This window comes from Bradyrhizobium sp. 199 (assembly GCF_023073355.1).
Lineage (GTDB): Bacteria > Pseudomonadota > Alphaproteobacteria > Rhizobiales > Xanthobacteraceae > Bradyrhizobium.
This window is the reverse complement of record NZ_JADPJI010000008.1, coordinates 112,525-132,928: the sequence shown is the minus strand read 5'-3', so window position 1 is coordinate 132,928 and position 20,404 is coordinate 112,525. Positions and strand designations below refer to the sequence as shown.

The window sequence follows — 20,404 nt, the reverse complement described above, 5'->3', positions numbered from 1 at the left end:
TACCGATCCGGCGATATCTCTGCGAAACGGACGACGATCCCAAGATCGTCGTCCACGCCAGGGCGTGAATTGCAGGCTTGTGATCAGCAGCCTGATCAGTTCGTTGATCTTACCATGCGCCGTCAGGTCATAGCCCTGATGACATCACACCGGTGTTTTGCCCGACGCCTCAAACCAAATCCAGGATATCCGCGTCTCGTCGGTCCGTCCGCCAAGTCATTGATCTCGTTAGCCCCGGCTACTGTGCATGGGGTTGTTTTTCAGTTTTTCGTTTGACATGCCCGCCGCCATCGTCGTGAACGGTGCGTGCGCCGTCAGCCCGCCTTGGCGATGCGGCCGTCCCCCGACCCCGCGCGCAGGTTCTGGAAGAACTTCTCCACCTCGCGCGACAGCGTGTCCGCCGTCTCGGTCAGGCTGCTTGCGGCGGTCAGCACCGAAGCGGCCGCAGTGTCGGTCTCGCCGATGGCGTCGCGGAGCGAGGTGATGTTGGCCACGAGCGTCTCGTTGCCCTGCGCGGCTGACTGCGCGTTGGACGAGATCTCGCGCGTAGCCTGGTCCTGCTGACTGATGGCGCCGGCGATCGCCGATGTGACCTCGTTGATCTCACGCACCGCGCCGCCGATCTCGCGGACGGCGTCGACCGCGTTGCGGGTGGAAGCCTGGATCATCGCGACGTTCTCGCCGATGTCGGCGGTCGCCTTCGCGGTCTGTCCCGCCAGCGCCTTCACTTCATGGGCGACGACGGCAAAGCCGCGGCCGGCATCGCCGGCCCGCGCGGCCTCGATGGTGGCGTTGAGCGCCAGCAGGTTGGTCTGCTCGGCGATCGCCTGGATCAGGCTGAGCACGCCGTCGATGCGTTGCGTCGCCGCAGCAAGGCTCTCGATCTCGGAGATCGACTTCTCGGTGCGCTGGCCGGTCTGCTCGACCGCGCCGGCGCTCTGGCGCACCTGGCGGCCGATTTCGACCACCGAGGCCGACAGCTCCTCGGCCGCGCCCGCCACCGCCGTGACGTTGTGCGAAGCCTGCTCGGTGGCGTTCGCCGCCGTGCCGGCGCGGCTAGAGGCGTCCGCGGTGACGCGGGTGATGGTCTGTGCGGTTTCGCGCATGACGGTGGCGTTGTCGCTGAGGCCGCGCATGATTGCGCCGATCGCCTCGCCAAACCCCTCGACGGATCGTTCGATGTGACGGGCGCGCTCCTCGCGTGCGGCGGCGTCCTGCGAGACCTGAGAGGCGAGGTTGCGGTTGCGGCCCATGGCGTCCTGGAAAACCTGGATCGCGCGGGCGAGGGCGCCGATCTCGTCGGCGCGGTCGGAGTGCGGCACTACGACGTTCTCGGTCCCGTCGGCGACCCGCTTGATGGTGGCGGTGATCGCGGCAAGAGGCCGGGCGACCGATCGGGCGATGATGATGACGCCGATCACAACCAAAGCTAGAGCCATGCCTCCAAGGCAGGTGAGCACGAAGGACAATTGGCGATTGGTCTCGGTCTGCTGCGCGATCTGCTTGCCGCGCTCGGCATAGACCTTGGACAGCGCCTCGAGATCCTTGTTCAGCGCCGAGCGCACGGCGCGGTTGGCGTCGTTGTCGCCCCATTCGCGGCCCGCGGCCGCATTGATCTCGACGCCACGGCGCACCAGCTCCTTGCGGAACTCGACGAACTGCTCGATGCGCTTCTTGAAGGTCGCAAACTGCTCGGCATCGTCGGCCTTGACGATGGTCTCCCAGCGCTTCACGACGTCGAGGATCTGCGCGTTGAATTTGAGCAGGCCCTCGCCGTATTTCTTCACGACGGCGGGCTCGGTCGACATGTAGACGCCGCGCGACTCCATGACGACCGCATAGACCAGCGAATTGACCCGCTCGACGTTCAGCGCGGCGGCGTTCGCCGTCTCGATCGCATTGGCCAGGTCGGCGCCGCGGCGGCTGTTGTAGTCGGACAGCATCGCGATCGCCGCCGTGAGCAGGGCGAACAGCGCGAAGATCGCATAGAGCTTGGTGGCAAGCGTGAAGCGGCCGGCGAGGCCAGCGGCATTCCCAGATCGGTCTGATGTCATGGCTTTCAGGGGGCGCGAGATGGCTGGAGCGGCCGGTGAGCACGATCGTTTGGATTTGACGCAAAACTATGCAGCACGAAGATGGATGCGGCGTTAACGGGCACGGTTTGGCCCTTCGCGCGAGCCGAAAGAAAGGTAAGATATTTCAGCGTCTTGATCTGAAGCTATAGTCTTGGGATCGCGCTGGACTCGGCCGTTGGCCGAACCAACCCCGGAGAGGCCCTTGGTCTACCGCCACACCATCGACGCCACGACCCATACGTTCGCTGGCCTGCGCGATCTCCTTGCCAAGGCGACGCCGCCGCGCTCTGGTGATCGGCTGGCCGGGATTGCCGCCGACACTGCCGAGCAGATGATCGCGGCGCGGATGGCCCTCGCCGACGTTCCGCTCGCCCAATTCCTGCAGGAAGCCGTCATCCCCTATGAGGCCGACGAGGTCACCCGCCTCGTCATCGACAGCCATGACGCAAAGGCCTTCGCACCGGTGGCATCCCTGACGGTCGGCGACTTCCGCGACTGGCTGTTGTCGGATGCCGCAACGCCAGACGTCCTGCGCAAGCTGGCCGGCGGCATCACGCCGGAAATGGCGGCGGCAGTGTCGAAGCTGATGCGCAACCAGGATCTGATCCTGGCGGCGCGGAAATGCGAGGTCACCACCGCCTTCCGCAACACCATCGGTCTGGGGGGACGGATGAGCACGCGGCTGCAGCCCAATCATCCGTTCGACGATGCCAGGGGCATCACCGCCTCGATCCTGGACGGCATCCTGCTCGGGGCCGGGGATGCCTGCATCGGCGTCAATCCCGCGAGCGACGATCCGGCCGTCATCGCGCAATTGCTGCGGCTGCTCGACGAGATCATCGCGCGGCTGAAGATCCCGACGCAAGGTTGCGTGCTGACCCATGTCACGACGACGCTGTCGCTGATCGGGCAGGGCGTGCCGGTCGATCTGGTCTTCCAGTCGGTCGCCGGCACCGAGGCCGCCAACCGCAGCTTCGGAATCGACCTTGCGCTTTTGAAGGAGGCGCAGGAGGCCGGCCTGTCGCAGAAGCGAGGCACCGTCGGGCAGAACGTGATGTATTTCGAAACCGGGCAGGGCTCGGCGCTGTCGGCGGGCACCCATCATGGCGTCGACCAGCAGACCTGCGAGGCGCGGGCCTATGCGGTCGCCCGTGCCTTTGCCCCGCTCTTGGTCAACAGCGTGGTCGGCTTTATCGGCCCGGAATATCTCTATGACGGCAAGGAAATCATCAGGGCGGGACTGGAGGATCATTTTTGCGGCAAGCTGCTCGGCCTGCCGCTCGGAATCGACATCTGCTACACCAACCACGCCGAGGCGGACCAGGACGACATGGATAATCTGCTGACGCTACTCGCGGCCGCCGGCGTCACCTTCATCATGGGCGTCCCCGGTGCCGACGACGTCATGCTGAACTACCAGTCGACGTCTTTTCACGACGCGCTTTATGTCCGTGAAGTGTTCGGTTTGCGCCGCGCGCCGGAATTCGACGACTGGCTGGCGCGGTCGGGCATTACGGGCGCCGATTTCCGGATTGCCGGCGATGCAGGCCTGCTGCCCGATTTTGCCTCGCGGCTGATCGCGTGAGGCAGTGCGACGCGCCAAACTCACGCCTCGAGGAAACCATCGGCGCCTGCCGGAATTTATGCTTATGCCACAATATTGAGAAATTCCGGCGGCAGCATTACGTTGTGTGTCTGGCCGGCGATTTCCGCACCTTAAGTCGAGCGTGGCGGGGGAGCTTTGATGCGAGCTGAAAGTAACGGAACGTGCCGGCGGATTCTCTGTGTGTTTCCGCGCTACACCTCCTCGTTCGGTACGTTCGAGCATTCCTATCCCCTGACCGATGGTGTCCGTGCCTTCATGCCGCCGCAGGGGCTACTGCTGATCTCCGCCTATCTTCCGGCAGACTGGCAGGTCAAATTCGTCGACGAGAACCTCCGGCGTACCACCAGGGAAGAGTTCGAGTGGGCCGAGGCGGTTTTCGTCAGCGGCATGCACATCCAGCGCCAGCAGATGAACGACATCTGCCGCCGCGCGCATGAGTTCGATCTGCCGGTCGTGCTCGGCGGCCCCTCCGTCAGCGCCTGTCCCGACTATTACCCGTCGTTCGACTATCTCCATGTCGGCGAGCTCGGCGATGCCACCAACCAGCTGATCGAGATCTTGTCGCGCGACACCTCTCGCCCCGAGGGCCAGGTGGTATTGACCACCAAGGATCGGGTGCCGATGACGGAGTTTCCGATCCCGGCCTACGAGCTTGCCGACGTGAAGAAATATTTCCTCGGCAGCATCCAGTATTCCAGCGGCTGTCCCTATCAGTGCGAGTTCTGCGACATCCCCGGCCTGTACGGCCGCAATCCGCGCATCAAGTCGCCGCAGCAGATCATCGCCGAGCTCGACCGCCTGCGCGAATGCGGCATGACCGACACGGTCTATTTCGTCGACGACAATTTCATCGGCAACCGCAAGGCGGCGCTCGACCTGTTGCCGCATCTGATCGAATGGCAGAAGCGGACCGGCTACGTGGTTCGGCTCGCTTGCGAGGCGACGCTCAACATCGCCAAGCGGCCCGAGATCCTCGAGAAGATGCGCGAGGCCTATTTCGTCACCATTTTCTGCGGCATCGAGACGCCGGATCCCGAGGCGCTAAAGGCGATGCAGAAGGACCACAACATGATGGTCCCGATCCTGGAGGGCGTGCGCACCATCAACTCCTACGGCATGGAGGTCGTCTCGGGCATCATCATGGGGCTCGACACCGACAAGCCGAATACGTCTGAGGCCCTGCTCGCGTTCGTCGAGGAGTCCCGGATTCCGCTGCTCACGATCAATCTGCTTCAGGCGCTGCCGAAGACTCCCTTGTGGGACCGGCTGGAACGCGAGGGCCGCCTGATCCACGACGACGGTCGCGATTCCAACGTCGAGTTCCTGTTGCCCTATGACGAGGTCGTCGCCTCCTGGAAGCACGCCATGGCGGTCGCTTACGCGCCAGAGAAGGTCTACGCGCGCTACCAGCATCAGTGCGATGATGTTTACACGCGCCGCCTCAAGGTGCCGGTATCCAGCGAAATGAAGACCTGGCCCAACATCCGGCGCGCTCTCATCATGCTGCGTAACATCTTCTGGAAGGTCGGTGTGCTCGGCGACTACAAGCGCGTGTTCTGGAAGTTCGCGCTGGGGCGCATCAAGCGCGGCGATCTCGAAGGCCTGATCGGATGCACCCTGATCGCCCACCATCTCATCACCTTTGCGCGCGCGGCCTCCAGCGGCAGGCAGAACGCCTCGAACTACTCGATCCGGCTGCGCGAGGCCGCCGTTCCCGCCGAATGAGTGACAAGTCCGTTCCGGCTCGCCCAACCATCGACCTGCGGTCGTTCACGCCCGCGCGCGTCGCGCTCGGGCGCAGCGGCGCGAGCATGCCGACCAAGGCGCTGCTCGATTTCACGCTCGATCATGCCCGCGCCCGCGATGCCGTGCACGCCGCCTTCGATGCGCCGCGTCTGCTCGCCGATCTCGGCGCGCTTGGACTTGCCGTCACCGGGGTCAGGAGCCAAGCGGTCGACCGCAGGGACTATCTGCGGCGGCCGGATCTGGGACGACGGCTTGAACCCGGCTCGGCCGAGGCTCTGGCACAAGCGGCATCGAGGCCGTGCCAGCTTGCGCTCGTCATCGGCGATGGCCTGTCCGCGGCCGCGGTCCATGCCCATGCGGTAGCCTTGGTGAGGCGCCTGCTGCCGTTGCTCGTGGAGGGGGATGACGTCGTGGTCGGCCATGTCGTGGTCGCCTCAGGCGCGCGCGTTGCGCTCGGCGACGAGATCGGCGCCATTCTCGGCGCGAGCATGGTGGCGACGCTGATCGGCGAGCGGCCGGGCCTGTCGGCACCCGATAGTCTTGGCGCCTATCTCACTTTCGCGCCGAAGCCGGGCCGCACCGATGCCGAGCGCAATTGCGTGTCCAACATCCACCGCGCCGGGCTCGGCTATGACGAGGCCGCCTTCAAGATCGCCTGGCTGGTCCGCGAGGGGCTGGCGCGGCAGGCCAGCGGCGTGGCGCTCAAGGACGAGAGCGCGGACCGCGCGCCGCGTCGAATTGGCACATTTCCGCCCGGATGACCGCTATCTGCGACCCAGATCGCCACTTCTTGATCGATTTGGCCACACTTCGCCTGCTTGCGAAAAGACCAATTGACCTGCTAAACCCCTCGCGGCGATTTTCCGCGCATTTTCAACGGGCAAGCCTCCCATTGGTATGGCATTTTTAAGCCGTTCGCGGGGCGCGATAAGCTCTCAAGACCGAGCTGATTTAGGAACTGGATAAGGCATGCTCGAAAAGCACAGCGAGAATGAGGTTCATGTCGACAAGGTCGAGCAGGGACCTGCGTCCTCGATCGCCTTCGGGCTGGAGCGTATCGGGCTGATCGCGGTCCGGGCGCCGATCGTTTCCTGCATCGTCCTGCTCGTCCTGATCGTTGGCGCCGTGTTCGGCATCCACCGGATCAAGATCGACGATTCGCTGTCGCAGCTCTTCCGCTCCGACAGCCGCGAATTTCACCAGTATGAAGAGGTGACGAAGAAGTTCCCGGCCGAGGAATTCGACGTCCTCGTCGTGGTCGAAGGCAAGAACCTCCTGGCGCGGAATAATCTCGAGAAGCTGCGCGACTTCGTCACCGACATGCAGCTGGTCGAAGGCACGCGCGGGCTGGTCTCGCTGTTCTCCGCGCGCCAGGCGCCGGCACCGGGCAAGCTGCCGGCGGCACTGTTCCCGGCCGAGCTGCCCGAGGGCGCCGACTACGACAAGTTCATCGAGACGGTCAAAAACAACGAGATCATCCGCGGCAAGCTGTTGTCGGAAGACGGCACGCTGGCGCTGATCGTGCTGTCGCTCGATCCGGAGGTGGTCGCCTCCAGCAAGCTGACCAAGACCGTCGCCGACATCCGCGCGCTGATGAAGGAGGATCTCAGCGATACCGGGCTCAACGTGCAGCTTTCCGGCGTGCCCGTGATGCAGCTCGAAATCCGCAACGCGGTCGAGCGCGACGGCCTCACCTACAACATCCTCGGCATCCTCGCCGGCTGCGTCATCGCCATCATCTTCTTCCGCAAGATCTCCTTCATGGTGGCGGCGGCATTCCCGCCGATGATCGCGATCCTGCTGGCCCTCGGCGCGCTCGGCTGGGCCAATTTCAATCTCAACATGTTCCTGAACGTGATGACGCCGCTCATCATGGTCATCAGTTTCTCGGACTCGATGCAGCTCACCTTCGCCGCGCGCGACCGGCTGATCGCGGGCCAGGACAAGTTCACCGCGTTCAAGAACGCCGTGCTGGTGGTGGGACCGGCCTGTGTGCTGACGCACGGCACCGCCGGCATTTCCTTCATCGCGCTGCAGTTCTCCAACTCCGACCTGATCCGCAAGTTCGGCGAGGCGGGCCTCGCCGCCACCATCATCGCGCTGGTCGCGGTGCTCTCGCTGGTGCCGGTCTTCGGCGTGCTGCTCGTTCGCAACGAGAAGACGTTCGCGGCCAAGTTCGAGAGCGCCGATGCCGGCGTCCAGGCGCTGCGCAATTTCTGCTACTGGATCGCGGTGCGCATGGTCGGTCGCCCCGGCCTGTTCAGCCTGATCGCGGTGCTGTTCGTCGGCGGCCTCGGTGTCATCTACGCCAATCTGGAGCCGCGCTACCGGCTCGCCGACCAGGTGCCGGACAAGCGGCAGGCGGTCGCCGCCAGCGATCGGCTTGATGCCAAGCTCACCGGTGCCAATCCGGTCAACGTGCTGATCCAGTTCCCGAAGGGTGAATCGCTCTATTCGCCGGAGACGCTCCAGACCATCGCGGACGTGCATGCGACTGTGGAGAAGGCGGCCGGTGTCGGCAATGTCTGGTCGGTCGAGACCCTGCGCCGCTGGCTTGCGGAAAAGGCCGGCAGCGCCGACGTCGCGACACTGAAGGAATATGTCAGCGTCATCCCCGAGCATCTGGTGCGTCGTTTCATCGATGCCGAGCAGGACGCGGTCGTGGTCGCCGGCCGCGTGCCGGACAAGGATTCCAGCCAGCTCCTGCCGATCGTGGACAAGCTCGATTCGGAGCTCGACGCCGTCCGCAAGAAGCATCCCGGCTATGAGGTCGCCGTAACCGGTCTTGCCGCGATCGCCGCGCGCAATTCGGCCAGCATGATCGAGAAGCTGAACCGCGGGCTCACCGTGGAATTCGCGCTGGTCGCGATCTTCATCGGCCTTGCCTTCCGCTCCTGGGTGGTGATGTTCGCCTGCATCCTGCCGGGCATCTTCCCCGTCGTGATGTCGGGAACGGTGCTGTGGGCAATGGGCGAGGGGCTGCAATTCGCCAGCGTCGTCGCGCTCACCGTTTCGTTCGGTCTGGGCTTGAGTGCCACCATCCACTTCCTCAACCGCCTCAGGCTCGAGAACAAACCTGGCGTCGGCTCGGCGCTCGCGGTGGAGCGGGCGACCGTGCTGGTCGGACCGGCGCTGATTCTGACCACGGTGGTGCTGGCCTGCGGCCTCATCGTCACTGTGTTCTCCGACCTGCCGTCGCTGCGGCTGTTCGGCTGGCTCAGCGCCTTCTCGATGGTCATGGCGCTGGTCGCCGACCTCTTCATCCTGCGGCCGACGGCGATGTGGCTGATCAACCTGCACGCCAAGCTGCAGGGCACCGACAAGCCGGCGATCTAGTCGTCGTCGCGCTCTCACATGGAGCGCCCTTCGGGCTCTCAAGTGCAAGAGACGCGCTTGGGACTGCCGATCTTTTTCACGGCTGCGAACCTTTGCTGCGCGACCTTGTTCAACCAAGGGCTGCGAGAACGTCGTTTGGCTGCGGACAGACTAAACGCCTTGGGTGACAGCCGCAGCTCCAGGAGGGTTGCATGCGCGTCAAGCCGGAGCACCAGTTTGCGCCAAATCCTGCCGGCGATCGCATCGACTCGCGGGATCGAGTCTTTTCCGGTGTAGCTCCAATCTCCAGGGCCGGTGAACCTGCCGCGAACTGGGAGAACGTCGTGCTCGTGACGGCGACCGTCGGCGTCTTCGCAGTTGCCGCCGGACTGTCTTCGCCGCTGCTCGCGTTGGTCCTCAAGAAAGAACTATTCAGCGATCTTCTGATCGGGGCCAATGCGGCGATGACGCCAATTGGGCTGTTGAGCTCGGCGCTCTGCGTGCCGCGCTTTGCACAGCGCGTCGGCGGCGGCAGGGCCGTCGTCGGTTTCGCGCTGACGGCAGCCGCCGCTCTTGTCCTGATGGCGATGTTTCCGATGCTGTGGGTCTGGTTTCCGGCGCGGTTTGTGCTCGGTCTCGCCATCGGAGGCTTCTACATCGTCAACAAGGCGTGGCTGAACGAGATCGCCGCGCCAGCCTATCGCGGCCGCATCGTCGGAATTTATGCCGCCGTCCTGGCTGCGGGTTTTTCGCTAGGCCCGTTCGCGCTCGCGCTCACCGGCTCTTCAGGGTGGCTGCCTTTCGCAGTAGGGATTTCGGCGTTGCTGACCGCTGCGCTGATCACGGCAATCTTCGCGCGCCGGCTTCCAGGCTTCGCAGTCGAACAGCGTGCTTCGATCGCGAGCTTCCTTCCGCTCGCGCCGGTTCTTCTTGCCGCCGTTGGGGCCTTCGGCTTATTCGATCAAGCCACGCTCGCTTTTCTTCCGGCATTCGGGGTGAGGAACGGATATTCCGAGCAAACGATGGCCATCGGCCTTGCCGTCCTCAATGGCGGCAACGTGGTCTTGCAGGTCCCGATCGGCTGGCTTGCGGACCGGTTTCCACGACGGCTCGTGCTCTTGGGGTGTGCAATGGCGACTGCAGGCGGCGCCGTCTTGCTGAGCGTTGCGGTCCAGCACGGAGCGCTCGCGCTTTTTGTGTTGCTGTTCGTCTGGGGCGCATGCGCCTATGGCGTCACGACGGTTGCTCTTGCCGAACTGGGCCATCGCTTCAGCGGCTCGACCGTGTTGGCAGGCAGTGCGGCCTTTACATTCAGCAGCGGCATCGGCGGCATGCTGGGCGGACCGCTCACCGGCGCCGCCATCGACCATGCCGGCGACCTCGGTCTGATACAGGTGTTGACGGCCACATTCGGACTGCTCGGGGTCCTTGCGATTGCCTCCCCCCTCACGCGTCGACCCTGACGATGAACTTAAGATCGAACGCGCACGTCGGAAGATGCCCGCGAAAATCGTCCATGTCAGCAAAAAGCCCCCGGCGCGCGAGAACCGGGGGCCCTATTCCTTCTCGACGCGGGGAGGGGATCAGCCCTTCGTCAACGTGATGTTGACGCCGCGGATCTCGCCCTTGGAAGAGATCTGCACCGTCTGCTTGGTGCCGTTGGTGCGCAGCGACAGATTGGCGGCGAAGCCGTTGGCCTCGACGAACACCTCTATCTGGCCGCCGCCGGCGGTGCCTTGCAGATTGCCGAAGATGTTGCGGTTGGTCTCGCTCCAGTTGCCGGAGATGCGCTCGCCCTGGCTCGTCACGTCGCTGGTGAGGTCAAACTTATAGCTGTCGGACGCGCAGTGCAGCGCCTGCTTGAGATTGAGGCCGGTGCCGGCGACCTTGTAGTCGGCCCTGCAGCGAATGCGCTCGGTGGAGCCGTCGGACAGCGATACCGTGCCGGTGCCGGTCCACGCGCCGTCGAAACCGGCAAATGGGCCGGAGGACTGAGCGTGGCTTGTCGAAGCCGAGAAGAGCAGCGCCGCCCCGATGCCAGCCGCCTTGATTGCCAGTCCAGATCGCCCAAAGAATGTCATCTCAATATCCCCGTTTTGGAACGACGCCCGCTTACACCTGAGAACGTCTCGCCACATCGAAAGTTTAGTGCTCCGAGCCAGTGTGAGGTTCAAAGCCAGGCTGCGAGAGATGGCGGTTCACAACGTCTCGCACCAAGCCTGGATCCGCCAATTTGCCCTCTTTCCGTATGTTTCTGGCGGGAAAGGCGGGGGCCGAGAGATGCAGCTCTGCAACAGGTATGCAGTAAAACGCAGCGTCCCTTAATTATGACGTAGTATCAATCTCTTACATTTGCCAATGAGGGTTCAGGGAAGACCTGATTTGGTGGGCGCGGCGCCAATTTGGCCGCATTTGCCAGCGCTTGTGCCTTCTCTGAGGCCGCACCTCCCGCGGCGACTTGCCATCAGAACAATCCGTTCCGGTCGTCCGCCCTGTGCAGTCCGGGTCCGGTGCCGTTCTGCCGTCAGAATGAAGGAATACAATGCGTAAGCTTCTCGTCGCTCTCACCCTGCTGTCGGCCTCTGTGTCGACGGCGGCGTTCGCCCAGCAAGGGCGTGGCACGGACGCCGAGCAGAAGGCCTGCACGCGTGACGTGCAGAAGTTCTGCCGTCCCGTCATCGACCAGGGCGATTTCACCATCCTGGCCTGCCTCAAGGAGAACCGGGCCAAGATCTCGCAGGCCTGCGACCAGGTCCTGAAGACCCATAACCAGTAAGCTCGGCCACTGGCCCACGACAGGCGGCCCCAGGGCCGCCTTTTCGGGGCCGATCCACAAAGGGCAGCCATCGACAGACAGGATTGGTTTTGCGGCCGTATTCCCCTATATGGGGGCCGCGGCGGATCGCCGGCATCAGCCCGCGAGCGAAGAAGCCCTTTCTGTCCAAACGATTGTAAACCAGCCCTCGATGACCTCTGCGAGCGAATTGCGATCCGGCAAAGGTGACCGCGACGAGAATTTTCCCGTCGCGTCCTGGATCATTCATCCGCGTCATCGCGCCCTGATCCTGGCGTACTACAATTTCGTCCGCACCGCCGACGACATCGCCGACCACGCGACGCTGCTGCCCGACCAGAAGCTCGCTTATCTCGACCTGCTCGAGGCGGAACTGCTCGGCAACGGCGACACCCAGGCAGAAGCCGTGACTCTGCGCCGCGCGCTCGCCGAACGCGGCATGGCGCCGCGCCATGCGCTCGACGTGCTGGTCGCGTTCCGCATGGACGTGACCAAGCTGCGCTACGAGAATTGGGACGAGGTTATTCACTATTGCCGCTATTCGGCGATGCCGGTCGGCCGTTTCATGCTCGACGTCCACGGCGAGAGCACCTCGACCTGGGCCGCATCGGATGCGCTCTGCGCGGGCCTCCAGATCAACAATCACCTGCAGGATTGCGGCAAGGATTTCCGCGAGCTCAACCGCGTCTATCTGCCGCGCGATGCGCTGGCGGCCAGCGGCGCCTCCGTCGAGCAACTCGGGCTTTCACAGTCGCCGCCGGCGATGCTGGCCTGCCTGCAGGCGCTCGCCGTCCGCAACGAGGCGCTGCTCGACGAGGGCAGGTCGCTTGCTGCGGAGATCCGGGATTTCCGCCTCGGCCTCGACGTTTCGGTGATCCAGGCCTATGCCGACCGCATCGTGCGCCTCTTGAAGGTGCGCGATCCCCTGCGCGAGCGCGTGCACCTGAACAAATTCGAGCTGCTTACTTTCAGCCTCGCCGGGATGATCGGCGAAGTCGGCCGTCGCGCGATCGGACGCAAGGGCGTTTCCAGACCGGGGACCGCACATGACGCTTGAGGCGACCTCGCCCGGCGCCAATTATGGCTCGACCGCATCCGGCAGTTCGTTCTACGCCGCGATGCGCATCCTGCCGCACGATCAGCGCGAAGCGATGTTCCAGATCTACAGCTTCTGCCGCCAGGTCGACGACATCGCCGATTCCGACGGTCCGCGCGAGGAGCGGCTCGCCGCGCTTCAGGCGTGGCGCAACGACATCGACGCACTCTATCAGGGCAATCCGCCGCCGCGGTTGAAGGACTACGTCGCCTCGGTGAAGACCTTCGGCCTCAAGCGCGAGGATTTCCAGGCGATCGTCGACGGCATGGAGATGGACGTGCCGCAGGACATCCGCGCGCCCGACATGGCGACGCTGGATCTCTATTGCGATCGCGTCGCCAGCGCCGTGGGGCGGCTGTCGGTCCGGGTATTCGGCCTGCCGGAAGAAGACGGCATCGAGCTCGCCCATCATCTCGGCCGCGCGCTCCAGCTCACCAACATCCTGCGCGACATCGACGAGGACGCCGGCCTCGGCCGGCTCTATCTCCCGCGCGAAGCGCTGCTGCATGCTGGCATCACCTCCAACGATCCGAACCGCGTGATCGTCGAGCGCGCGCTGCCCAAGGTGTGTCTGCCGCTGGCGCAGCGTGCGAAGATGTATTTCGAGAAGTCGGACGAGATCATGAGCCGCAACAAGCGCCGCACGGTGCGCGCGCCGCGGATGATGTCGAAATACTATCATGCCATTCTGGATCTTCTGATTGCGCGCGGTTTCAACGCACCGCGCCAGCCGGTGCGTGTGTCGAAGGTCACACGTATCCTGATCCTGCTTCGCTACGCTTTCATCTGATGCAAAACACAGCTCACATCATCGGTGCTGGAATTTCCGGCCTCTCCGCCGCCGTGCGGCTTGCCAATGCCGGCTTCAAGGTCGCCGTGCACGAGGCGACGCAGCAGGCCGGCGGCCGTTGCCGGTCCTATTTCGACGGCGCCACCAATCTCACCATCGACAACGGCAATCATCTGCTGCTGTCGGGCAACAGTCATGCGCGTGCCTATGCGCGTGCGATCGGCACCGAGGCCGGTCTGGTCGGCCCTGAAAGCGCACAGTTTCCCTTCGTCGACATCAAGACCGGGCAGCGTTGGCAGATCGATCTCGGCGCCGGCCGGCTGCCGACCTGGGTGCTCGACGAGAGCCGCCGCGTGCCCGACACCGGGCTCACCGATTATTTGAAGCTGGCGCCGCTGATCTGGGCGTCGGAAGAGACGTTGGTTGGCAAGTCCATTCCTTGCGAAGGCGTACTCTATCAGCGCTTGGTACAGCCGCTGCTGCTTGCCGCGCTGAACGTCGATCCGCCCGAGGGCTCCGCCGGGCTTGCCGGCGCGATCCTGCGCGAGACGCTGCTTGCCGGCGGACAGGCTTGCCGTCCCCTGATCGCGCGCGACGGCCTCAGCGCCGTGCTGATCGAGCCGGCCGTGAAATTCCTGGCTGATCGCGGCCATTCCGTTCAGCTCGGCCATGAGCTGCGTTCGTTTGCAACCAGCGACGGCAAGGCCAATGCGCTGAGTTTCGGCGGCGAGGATTTGATCCAGCTCAATGAGGGCGATGTCGTCGTAATGGCGGTGCCGCCGCGCGCCGCAGCGGGCCTGCTGCCTGGGCTGAAGACGCCGACCGAGTTCCGCGCCATCGTGAATGCGCATTTCCGCATCACACCGCCGTCAGGTTCGGCGCCGATCCTCGGCGTGATCGGCGGCGTTGTCGAGTGGCTGTTTGCGTTCCCGAACCGGCTTTCCGTCACCATCAGCAACGGCGACCGTCTGGTCGACATGCCGCGCGAGGAACTCGCGCAGGCGATCTGGAACGATGTCTGCAAGGCGGGCGGTGTCTCCGGCGAGTTGCCTCCGTGGCAGATCGTGCGCGAGCGCCGCGCCACATTTGCGGCGACGCCGGCCCAGAATGCCCTGCGTCCGGGGCCGGTCACCGCGCTGAAAAACCTGTTTCTTGCCGGTGATTGGACTGCTACGGGATTGCCTGCAACCATCGAGGGATCGGTCCGGTCCGGTGATCGCGCTGCCGATCTGGTTCTGGCCGCAAAGCGGCCCTGACGGGCAAAAATCCCCGGCCAATTTCAATCGACTATCGGAGCAATCGAGCGAGATGGATTCCGTGAACGCGACCAGCCCCGAAGGCCAGGAATCGATTATCTTGGAATCGAAGGCCTTGGAATCGAAGGTTTTGGAATCGAGCATTGCGTCAGCGACGCAAGGCGTGCTTGGCCTCCAGCAAGCCGACGGCCATTGGGTCTTCGAGCTCGAGGCCGACTGCACGATCCCGGCCGAATACGTCCTGCTGCGCCATTATCTCGCCGAGCCGGTCGACACCGTGATCGAGGCGAAGATCGCCAATTACCTTCGCCGCATCCAGGGCGCCCATGGCGGCTGGCCGCTGGTGCATGACGGCGAGTTCGACATGAGCGCGAGCGTGAAGGCCTACTTCGCGTTGAAGATGATCGGCGATTCCGTCGACGCCCCGCACATGGTGCGTGCGCGCGAGGCGATCCATGCGCGCGGCGGCGCCGTCAACAGTAACGTCTTCACGCGGTTCCTGCTTGCGATGTACGGCGTGGTGACCTGGCGCGCCGTGCCGGTGTTGCCGATCGAGATCGTGCTGCTGCCGTTCTGGTCGCCGTTCCACCTCAACAAGATCTCTTATTGGGCGCGCACCACCATGGTGCCGTTGATGGTGCTCGCGGCGCTGAAGCCGCGCGCGAAGAATCCGAAAGGGGTCGGCATCGACGAACTGTTCCTGCAGGATCCGCGCTCGATCGGCATGACCGCCAAGGCGCCGCACCAGAGCATGGCCTGGTTCGTGCTGTTCCGCGCGCTCGACGGCATCTTGCGCGTGGTCGAGCCGATGTTTCCCAAGAGCCTGCGCAAGCGCGCCATCGATGCGGCGCTCGCCTTCACCGAGGAGCGGCTCAACGGCGAGGACGGCATGGGCGCGATCTATCCGCCCATGGCCAACATCGTCATGATGTACGACGCGCTCGGCAAGGACGAGAACTTCCCGCCGCGAGCGATCACCCGCCGTGGCATCGACAAGCTGCTCGTGATCCATGACGACGAGGCCTATTGCCAGCCCTGCGTCTCGCCGGTGTGGGACACGACACTGACCGCCCATGCGCTGCTGGAAGCCGGCGGCGACAAGGCGGTGCCGGCGGCCAAGCATGGCCTCGACTGGCTGATCCCGCGGCAGGAGCTCGAGGTGAAGGGCGACTGGGCGGTGAAGCGGCCCGACGTGCGTCCGGGCGGCTGGGCGTTCCAGTACAACAACGCGCACTATCCCGACCTCGACGACACCGCCGTGGTGGTGATGTCGATGGACCGCATGCGCCGGGAGCACGGCGCCACCGGCTACGACGCCGCGATCGCCCGCGGGCGGGAGTGGATTGAGGGCATGCAGAGCGACGACGGCGGCTGGGCTGCCTTCGACGTCAACAATCTCGAATTTTATTTGAACAACATCCCGTTCTCCGACCACGGCGCGCTGCTCGATCCGCCGACCGAGGACGTCACGGCGCGCTGCATCTCGATGCTGGCCCAGCTCGGCGAGACCGAGAAGACCAGCAAGCATGTCGCTGACGGGGTCGCTTACCTCCGGAAGACCCAGCACCCCGAAGGGTCCTGGTACGGCCGCTGGGGCATGAACTTCATCTATGGGACCTGGTCGGTGCTCTGCGCCCTGAACATGGCCGGCGTCCGCCATGACGATCCCATGATTCGGAAGGCCGCCGGTTGGCTGGCCTCGATCCAGAACCAGGACGGCGGCTGGGGCGAAGATGCCGTCAGCTATCGCCTGGATTACCGGGGGTGGGAGGCCGCCCCCTCGACGGCCTCGCAAACGGCATGGGCCTTGCTTGCCCTGATGGCGGCAGGCGAGGTTGATCACCCCGCCGTTGCCCGCGGGGTGGAGTACCTGATTGCAACACAGAACGAAAAAGGACTGTGGGACGAGCAGCGGTACACCGCCACAGGCTTCCCCCGCGTGTTCTATCTGCGGTATCATGGTTACCCAAAGTTCTTTCCGCTGTGGGCATTGGCGCGGTATCGGAACTTGCGGAACACCAACAGCAGGGTGGTAGGGGTCGGAATGTGACTTTGGGGATGGGGGACTATCTTACCGCGGGTAATACCATCGACCCGCGGCCGATATTGATCGTGACCGGATTGGTTCAGGAGGCCCGAATCGCGGCCGGACCGGGAATGGCGGTCATCTGTTCGTCGAGCAGCCCGGCCCAGTTGCGGGCGCTGCTGACGGTGGTGGACCCTGATACGATTCGCGGCGTGATCTCCTTCGGCGTGGCCGGCGGGCTCGACCCGACGCTGCGCTCCGGCGACGTCGTGCTGGCAACCGAAGTGCTGTCCGGCGACACCCGCTGGGCCGCCGGGCTGTCGCTCGGCGACGACCTGATCGAGCGCCTGACCTCGGGCCGCCGCCGCGTGGTGCGCGGCAGCCTCGCCGGTGCCGAGCAAGTGGTCACCGGGCGCTCCTGCAAGGCGGCGCTGCATTCGGAGACGGGGGCCTCTGCCGTCGACATGGAAAGCCATATCGCGGCGGCCTACGCCAGTGAAGCCGGGCTGCCCTTTGCCGCGGTTCGCGTCATCAGCGACCCCGCCCATCGCGCGCTGCCGGCACTAGCCCGCTCCGCGATCAAGCCGAACGGCCAGATCGACCTTGGCGCCGTGCTGCGTGGCATCGTGCGCAACCCGGCAGCGCTGCACGGACTGGTCTCGACCGGCCTCGACTTCAACCGCGCGCTGCGCAGCCTGCGTGGTTGCCGCGATCATCTGATCGGGACGGAGCTGATCGAGAGCGAGGCTTTGGTCTCCAAGGCGGCCTGAGCGGGGTTCGCTGAACTGGCAAAACAATAGGCCCGGTTCCTGATGCGACCGGGCCTTTTTGTTTGGTGTCCATCGTGCGGATGCTACCGCGCTAGCGCGAAAGCGTGCGCGTTGCGTCCCGCTCACAAGGCCGACATCGCTGCTTGGAAGATATCGAAGCCTGGTCGAGTTCGGCGCGCGTAATCGTGAGCGGCGGGCATAGGGCTCGCCGGCTCGCGCGATGCCAGAGTCATTGGATTTGTGCGAGAATTTTGCTAGTTTCCACCGGCGGTAGAGTATCGACCATGGCTCCGAAGGAAGCTTATTCCGTCATCGAGAGAGCGAAGCACGGCGCGCTAATAGATCGGTGTGGCCGGACCATTTTCTACACTGCTTGTGGATCGGGGCTGTGTTCTCCGTCCCTCCAATTCCGTCGTGGATCACCGTTGTTTATATCCCGATCGGTCTATTGCTACTCGCATGGGCTATTTTCGAGTGGCCGAAGTGGCGGCTTCTTTAGGTCCTACTGACGGTAACAGTGCTGCACCCCTCAAGCGAGACGCGATAATCCGTTGCGGTGTTGGCACACGCGGCCAGTGTCCATCGCCGGATCACGGACCATTCGCTCGTTTTCCCATCGCGAAGTCGGGCACGCGGTGCGACGGCCGGCCGAAGTGATTCCCAAGGTTCGGCGGCTTTGGACGCAGAATGATGGCGTCACCTTGCCGCGTCACCTCGACCTCGTTGAGTGAGACATGAAACTCCTTCGGCAACTGGACGGACTGGGCGTCGCCGGACTTGAACACCTTGGCGATGTAGGGCAGGGCTGCCTCCGGTAGATGCCGCACCTGTTCATAGGGAAGGGTTTGCAGTTGCCAGCGGCAGCCGTCGGGCAAAACACCTGCGGACCCGTCAACCCCTTTCGCAAAATATTTCACTTTCCCGAATTTCGGATTTGTGGCAAAGAGCGTTCATCCCGGCCTGCCAGAGGGGCGCTTCGCGATCGTCACGAGATGCGGGTCGGGGTGCGGTGGACGCGGTAGCGCCGGCGCGGAAAGCGATGACAGGGCGGGCAACCGTGAGTCAGGCGCGGCGCGCTACGACACGGCGTGGTCACAGCGGTTTCGGTCGTCGCCGGAGGTGAGCACACGCGAGCTCCCGGCGATCAGGTCGAACCGTCCGCGGACGGAGAAGTCGTGTGGTCCCGACGCCCGGGGTTCTGGCGTCAAACCTCGCGGTGATGTGGCGACCGACCGGCACGCGCATCGATCAGCAGTGAGGCGACGGGGGCAATAGTGCAACGCTCCCCGAGGAGAGCACGAAGGACACCGTTAAAACCATCCGCGCAGGGAAGGCCGGGCGACCGGCAACACCTGTGATCCACCCCGTGTGCATTTTGTTGCGCACGGATTGCGGGTGCCGCCGGCGCCCGGCCTTCCCTGCATCCTCTGGTCTTTCGAGGGCGAAACCGAACAGCAAAACTCGGGCGAAAGAAGCCGCGAGAATGCGAATGCGCGCCTGCCAGTTAAGCTGAGAGTTGGCGGAGGCCGACTATTCAACTTGCTCCGTCATTGCGAGGAGCCCTTGCGACGAAGCAATCCAGACTGCCGCCGCGGAGGGACTCTGGATTGCTTCGCTGCGCTCGCAATGACGCTGGGTTAGACAGCGTGCCTCCAAGCTCCACGAGACTTGCTCGAAAGAAAAAGCCCGGTCGCGATCGCGGCCGGGCCTTCGTCGTGAGAGTTGATCGCGTCCGCTTACGCGGCGGTCGAAGCCTTCCGCGCCGCCTTCTCCTGCGCTGCGGCGGCTTCGTCCTTGCGGATCTCCGACAGGCGCTTCTGCACTTCCGCCGAGAAGATGTACTGCGCCGGGCGCTGCTTGGACATGTCGATCTCCGGCGCCATTGGGCCGGTGGTCCTGATGCCGCGCAGCGACACCCACATCGCCTTCAGCGGGTTGTTGAGGGCAGCGGTCGCCGCGGTCGGCTCGTAGCCGCAATGGGCCATACAGTCGGCGCACTTCTCGTACTTGCCGGTGCCGTAGGTTTCCCAGTCGGTGGTGTCCATCAGCTCCTTGAAGGTTTTTGCGTAGCCTTCACCGAGCAGATAGCAGGGCTTCTGCCAGCCGAAGATGTTGCGCGCGGGCATGCCCCAAGGCGTGCACTCGTATTCCTGGTTGCCGGCGAGGAAGTCCAGGAACAGGCCGGAATGCATGAAGTTCCACTTCTTGCCCTTGCCCATCGCAAAGACGTCGCGGAACAGCTTCTTGGTCTTGGTGCGGTTGAGGAAGTGCTCCTGGTCCGGCGCGCGCTCATAGGCGTAGCCCGGCGACATCGAGACGCCGACGCCGAGCTCGACGGTGAGGTCGAGGAACTTCGCGATCTCCTCGGCCGGATGGCCGTCGAAGATGGTGGCGTTGACGTTGACGGTGAAGCCGCGCGCCTTGGCGGCCTTGATCGCGGAGACCGCGCGATCGAACACGCCCTTCTGCGACACGGCCTTGTCGTGATGGTCCTTCAGGCCGTCGAGATGCACCGAGAAGAACAAATACGGGGAGGGCTCGAACAAATCGAGCTTCTTCTCGAGCAGCAGCGCGTTGGTGCAGAGCGAGACGAACTTCTTGCGCGCAACGAGGCCGCGCACGATCTCGCCGATCTCCTTGTGAATCAGCGGCTCGCCGCCCGGAATGGCGACCATCGGCGCGCCGCACTCGTCGGCGGCGTCCCAGCACTCCTGCGCGGTCATGCGACGGTTGAGGATCGCATCCGGATAATCGATCTTGCCGCAGCCGACGCACGCGAGATTGCAGCGAAACAGCGGCTCCAGCATCAGCACGAGCGGATAGCGTTTGCGGCCAAGCAGTTTCTGCTTGAGCAAATAGCCGCCGATACGCATTTCCTTGAAGAAGGGGATGGCCATTACAAGTTTCTTTCTGGGCTTTTCAATTCGGGT

The 20,404-nt window shown here is 64.2% G+C and carries 15 protein-coding genes; 11 read left to right on the top strand and 4 right to left on the bottom strand.

What is annotated here, in order from left to right:
• Positions 1-314: 314 nt before the first annotated feature.
• Positions 315-2,054 carry a HAMP domain-containing methyl-accepting chemotaxis protein gene (locus tag IVB28_RS23080; RefSeq protein ID WP_247529278.1) on the bottom strand — a complete coding sequence of 580 codons (1,740 nt, stop codon included), beginning with the start codon at positions 2,052-2,054 and terminating at the stop codon, positions 315-317.
• A gap of 223 nt (positions 2,055-2,277) precedes the next feature.
• Between IVB28_RS23080 and IVB28_RS23075 the strand changes: the two genes are divergently transcribed.
• The 5 genes from IVB28_RS23075 to IVB28_RS23055 all read left to right on the top strand — a co-directional run bounded on the left by IVB28_RS23075 (position 2,278) and on the right by IVB28_RS23055 (position 10,205).
• Complete coding sequence (locus tag IVB28_RS23075) at positions 2,278-3,660, top strand: ethanolamine ammonia-lyase subunit EutB (protein ID WP_247529277.1); 1,383 nt, start codon at positions 2,278-2,280, stop codon at positions 3,658-3,660.
• Positions 3,661-3,819: 159 nt separating this feature from the next.
• A complete protein-coding gene (locus IVB28_RS23070; RefSeq protein WP_247529276.1) occupies positions 3,820-5,406 on the top strand; it encodes a B12-binding domain-containing radical SAM protein in 1,587 nt (528 codons plus the stop codon).
• Entirely contained in the window at positions 5,403-6,188 is a 786-nt protein-coding gene (eutC, locus tag IVB28_RS23065; RefSeq protein WP_247529275.1) for an ethanolamine ammonia-lyase subunit EutC, read from the top strand. The genes IVB28_RS23070 and eutC overlap by 4 nt, the downstream gene beginning before the upstream one ends.
• A gap of 208 nt (positions 6,189-6,396) precedes the next feature.
• Complete coding sequence (locus tag IVB28_RS23060; protein WP_247529274.1) at positions 6,397-8,763, top strand: MMPL family transporter; 2,367 nt, start codon at positions 6,397-6,399, stop codon at positions 8,761-8,763.
• A 191-nt stretch (positions 8,764-8,954) separates the two neighbouring features.
• Positions 8,955-10,205, top strand: coding sequence for an MFS transporter (locus IVB28_RS23055; protein ID WP_247529272.1), 1,251 nt, complete (start codon positions 8,955-8,957; stop codon positions 10,203-10,205).
• A gap of 120 nt (positions 10,206-10,325) precedes the next feature.
• Here IVB28_RS23055 and IVB28_RS23050 read toward each other — a convergent pair whose 3' ends face one another.
• Positions 10,326-10,823, bottom strand: coding sequence for a hypothetical protein (locus IVB28_RS23050; RefSeq protein ID WP_247529270.1), 498 nt, complete (start codon positions 10,821-10,823; stop codon positions 10,326-10,328).
• A 461-nt stretch (positions 10,824-11,284) separates the two neighbouring features.
• Between IVB28_RS23050 and IVB28_RS23045 the strand changes: the two genes are divergently transcribed.
• The 6 genes from IVB28_RS23045 (at position 11,285) to IVB28_RS23020 (ending at position 17,474) form a co-directional block, all read left to right on the top strand.
• Positions 11,285-11,518 (top strand): hypothetical protein, encoded by a 234-nt coding sequence (locus IVB28_RS23045; protein WP_018315694.1) that lies wholly within the window; start codon positions 11,285-11,287, stop codon positions 11,516-11,518.
• 190 nt (positions 11,519-11,708) lie between these two features.
• On the top strand, positions 11,709-12,593 hold the full coding sequence (gene hpnC / locus IVB28_RS23040) for a squalene synthase HpnC (RefSeq protein WP_247529268.1): 885 nt from the start codon (positions 11,709-11,711) through the stop codon (positions 12,591-12,593).
• Complete coding sequence (hpnD, locus tag IVB28_RS23035; RefSeq protein ID WP_247529266.1) at positions 12,583-13,422, top strand: presqualene diphosphate synthase HpnD; 840 nt, start codon at positions 12,583-12,585, stop codon at positions 13,420-13,422. The genes hpnC and hpnD overlap by 11 nt, the downstream gene beginning before the upstream one ends.
• On the top strand, positions 13,422-14,678 hold the full coding sequence (gene hpnE, locus IVB28_RS23030; protein ID WP_247529264.1) for a hydroxysqualene dehydroxylase HpnE: 1,257 nt from the start codon (positions 13,422-13,424) through the stop codon (positions 14,676-14,678). The genes hpnD and hpnE overlap by 1 nt, the downstream gene beginning before the upstream one ends.
• Positions 14,679-14,730: 52 nt before the next feature.
• Positions 14,731-16,728 carry a squalene--hopene cyclase gene (shc, locus tag IVB28_RS23025; RefSeq protein WP_247529263.1) on the top strand — a complete coding sequence of 666 codons (1,998 nt, stop codon included), beginning with the start codon at positions 14,731-14,733 and terminating at the stop codon, positions 16,726-16,728.
• Positions 16,725-17,474, top strand: a complete 750-nt coding sequence (locus IVB28_RS23020) for a phosphorylase (protein WP_247529261.1) — start codon at positions 16,725-16,727, stop codon at positions 17,472-17,474. Before shc ends, IVB28_RS23020 begins: the two co-directional genes overlap by 4 nt.
• A 590-nt stretch (positions 17,475-18,064) precedes the next feature.
• On the opposite strand, the gene IVB28_RS23015 is transcribed toward IVB28_RS23020, so the two are convergent.
• Complete coding sequence (locus IVB28_RS23015) at positions 18,065-18,391, bottom strand: hypothetical protein (protein WP_247529259.1); 327 nt, start codon at positions 18,389-18,391, stop codon at positions 18,065-18,067.
• An 819-nt stretch (positions 18,392-19,210) separates the two neighbouring features.
• Positions 19,211-20,371 carry an adenosyl-hopene transferase HpnH gene (gene hpnH / locus IVB28_RS23010; RefSeq protein ID WP_247529257.1) on the bottom strand — a complete coding sequence of 387 codons (1,161 nt, stop codon included), beginning with the start codon at positions 20,369-20,371 and terminating at the stop codon, positions 19,211-19,213.
• Positions 20,372-20,404: the final 33 nt, after the last annotated feature.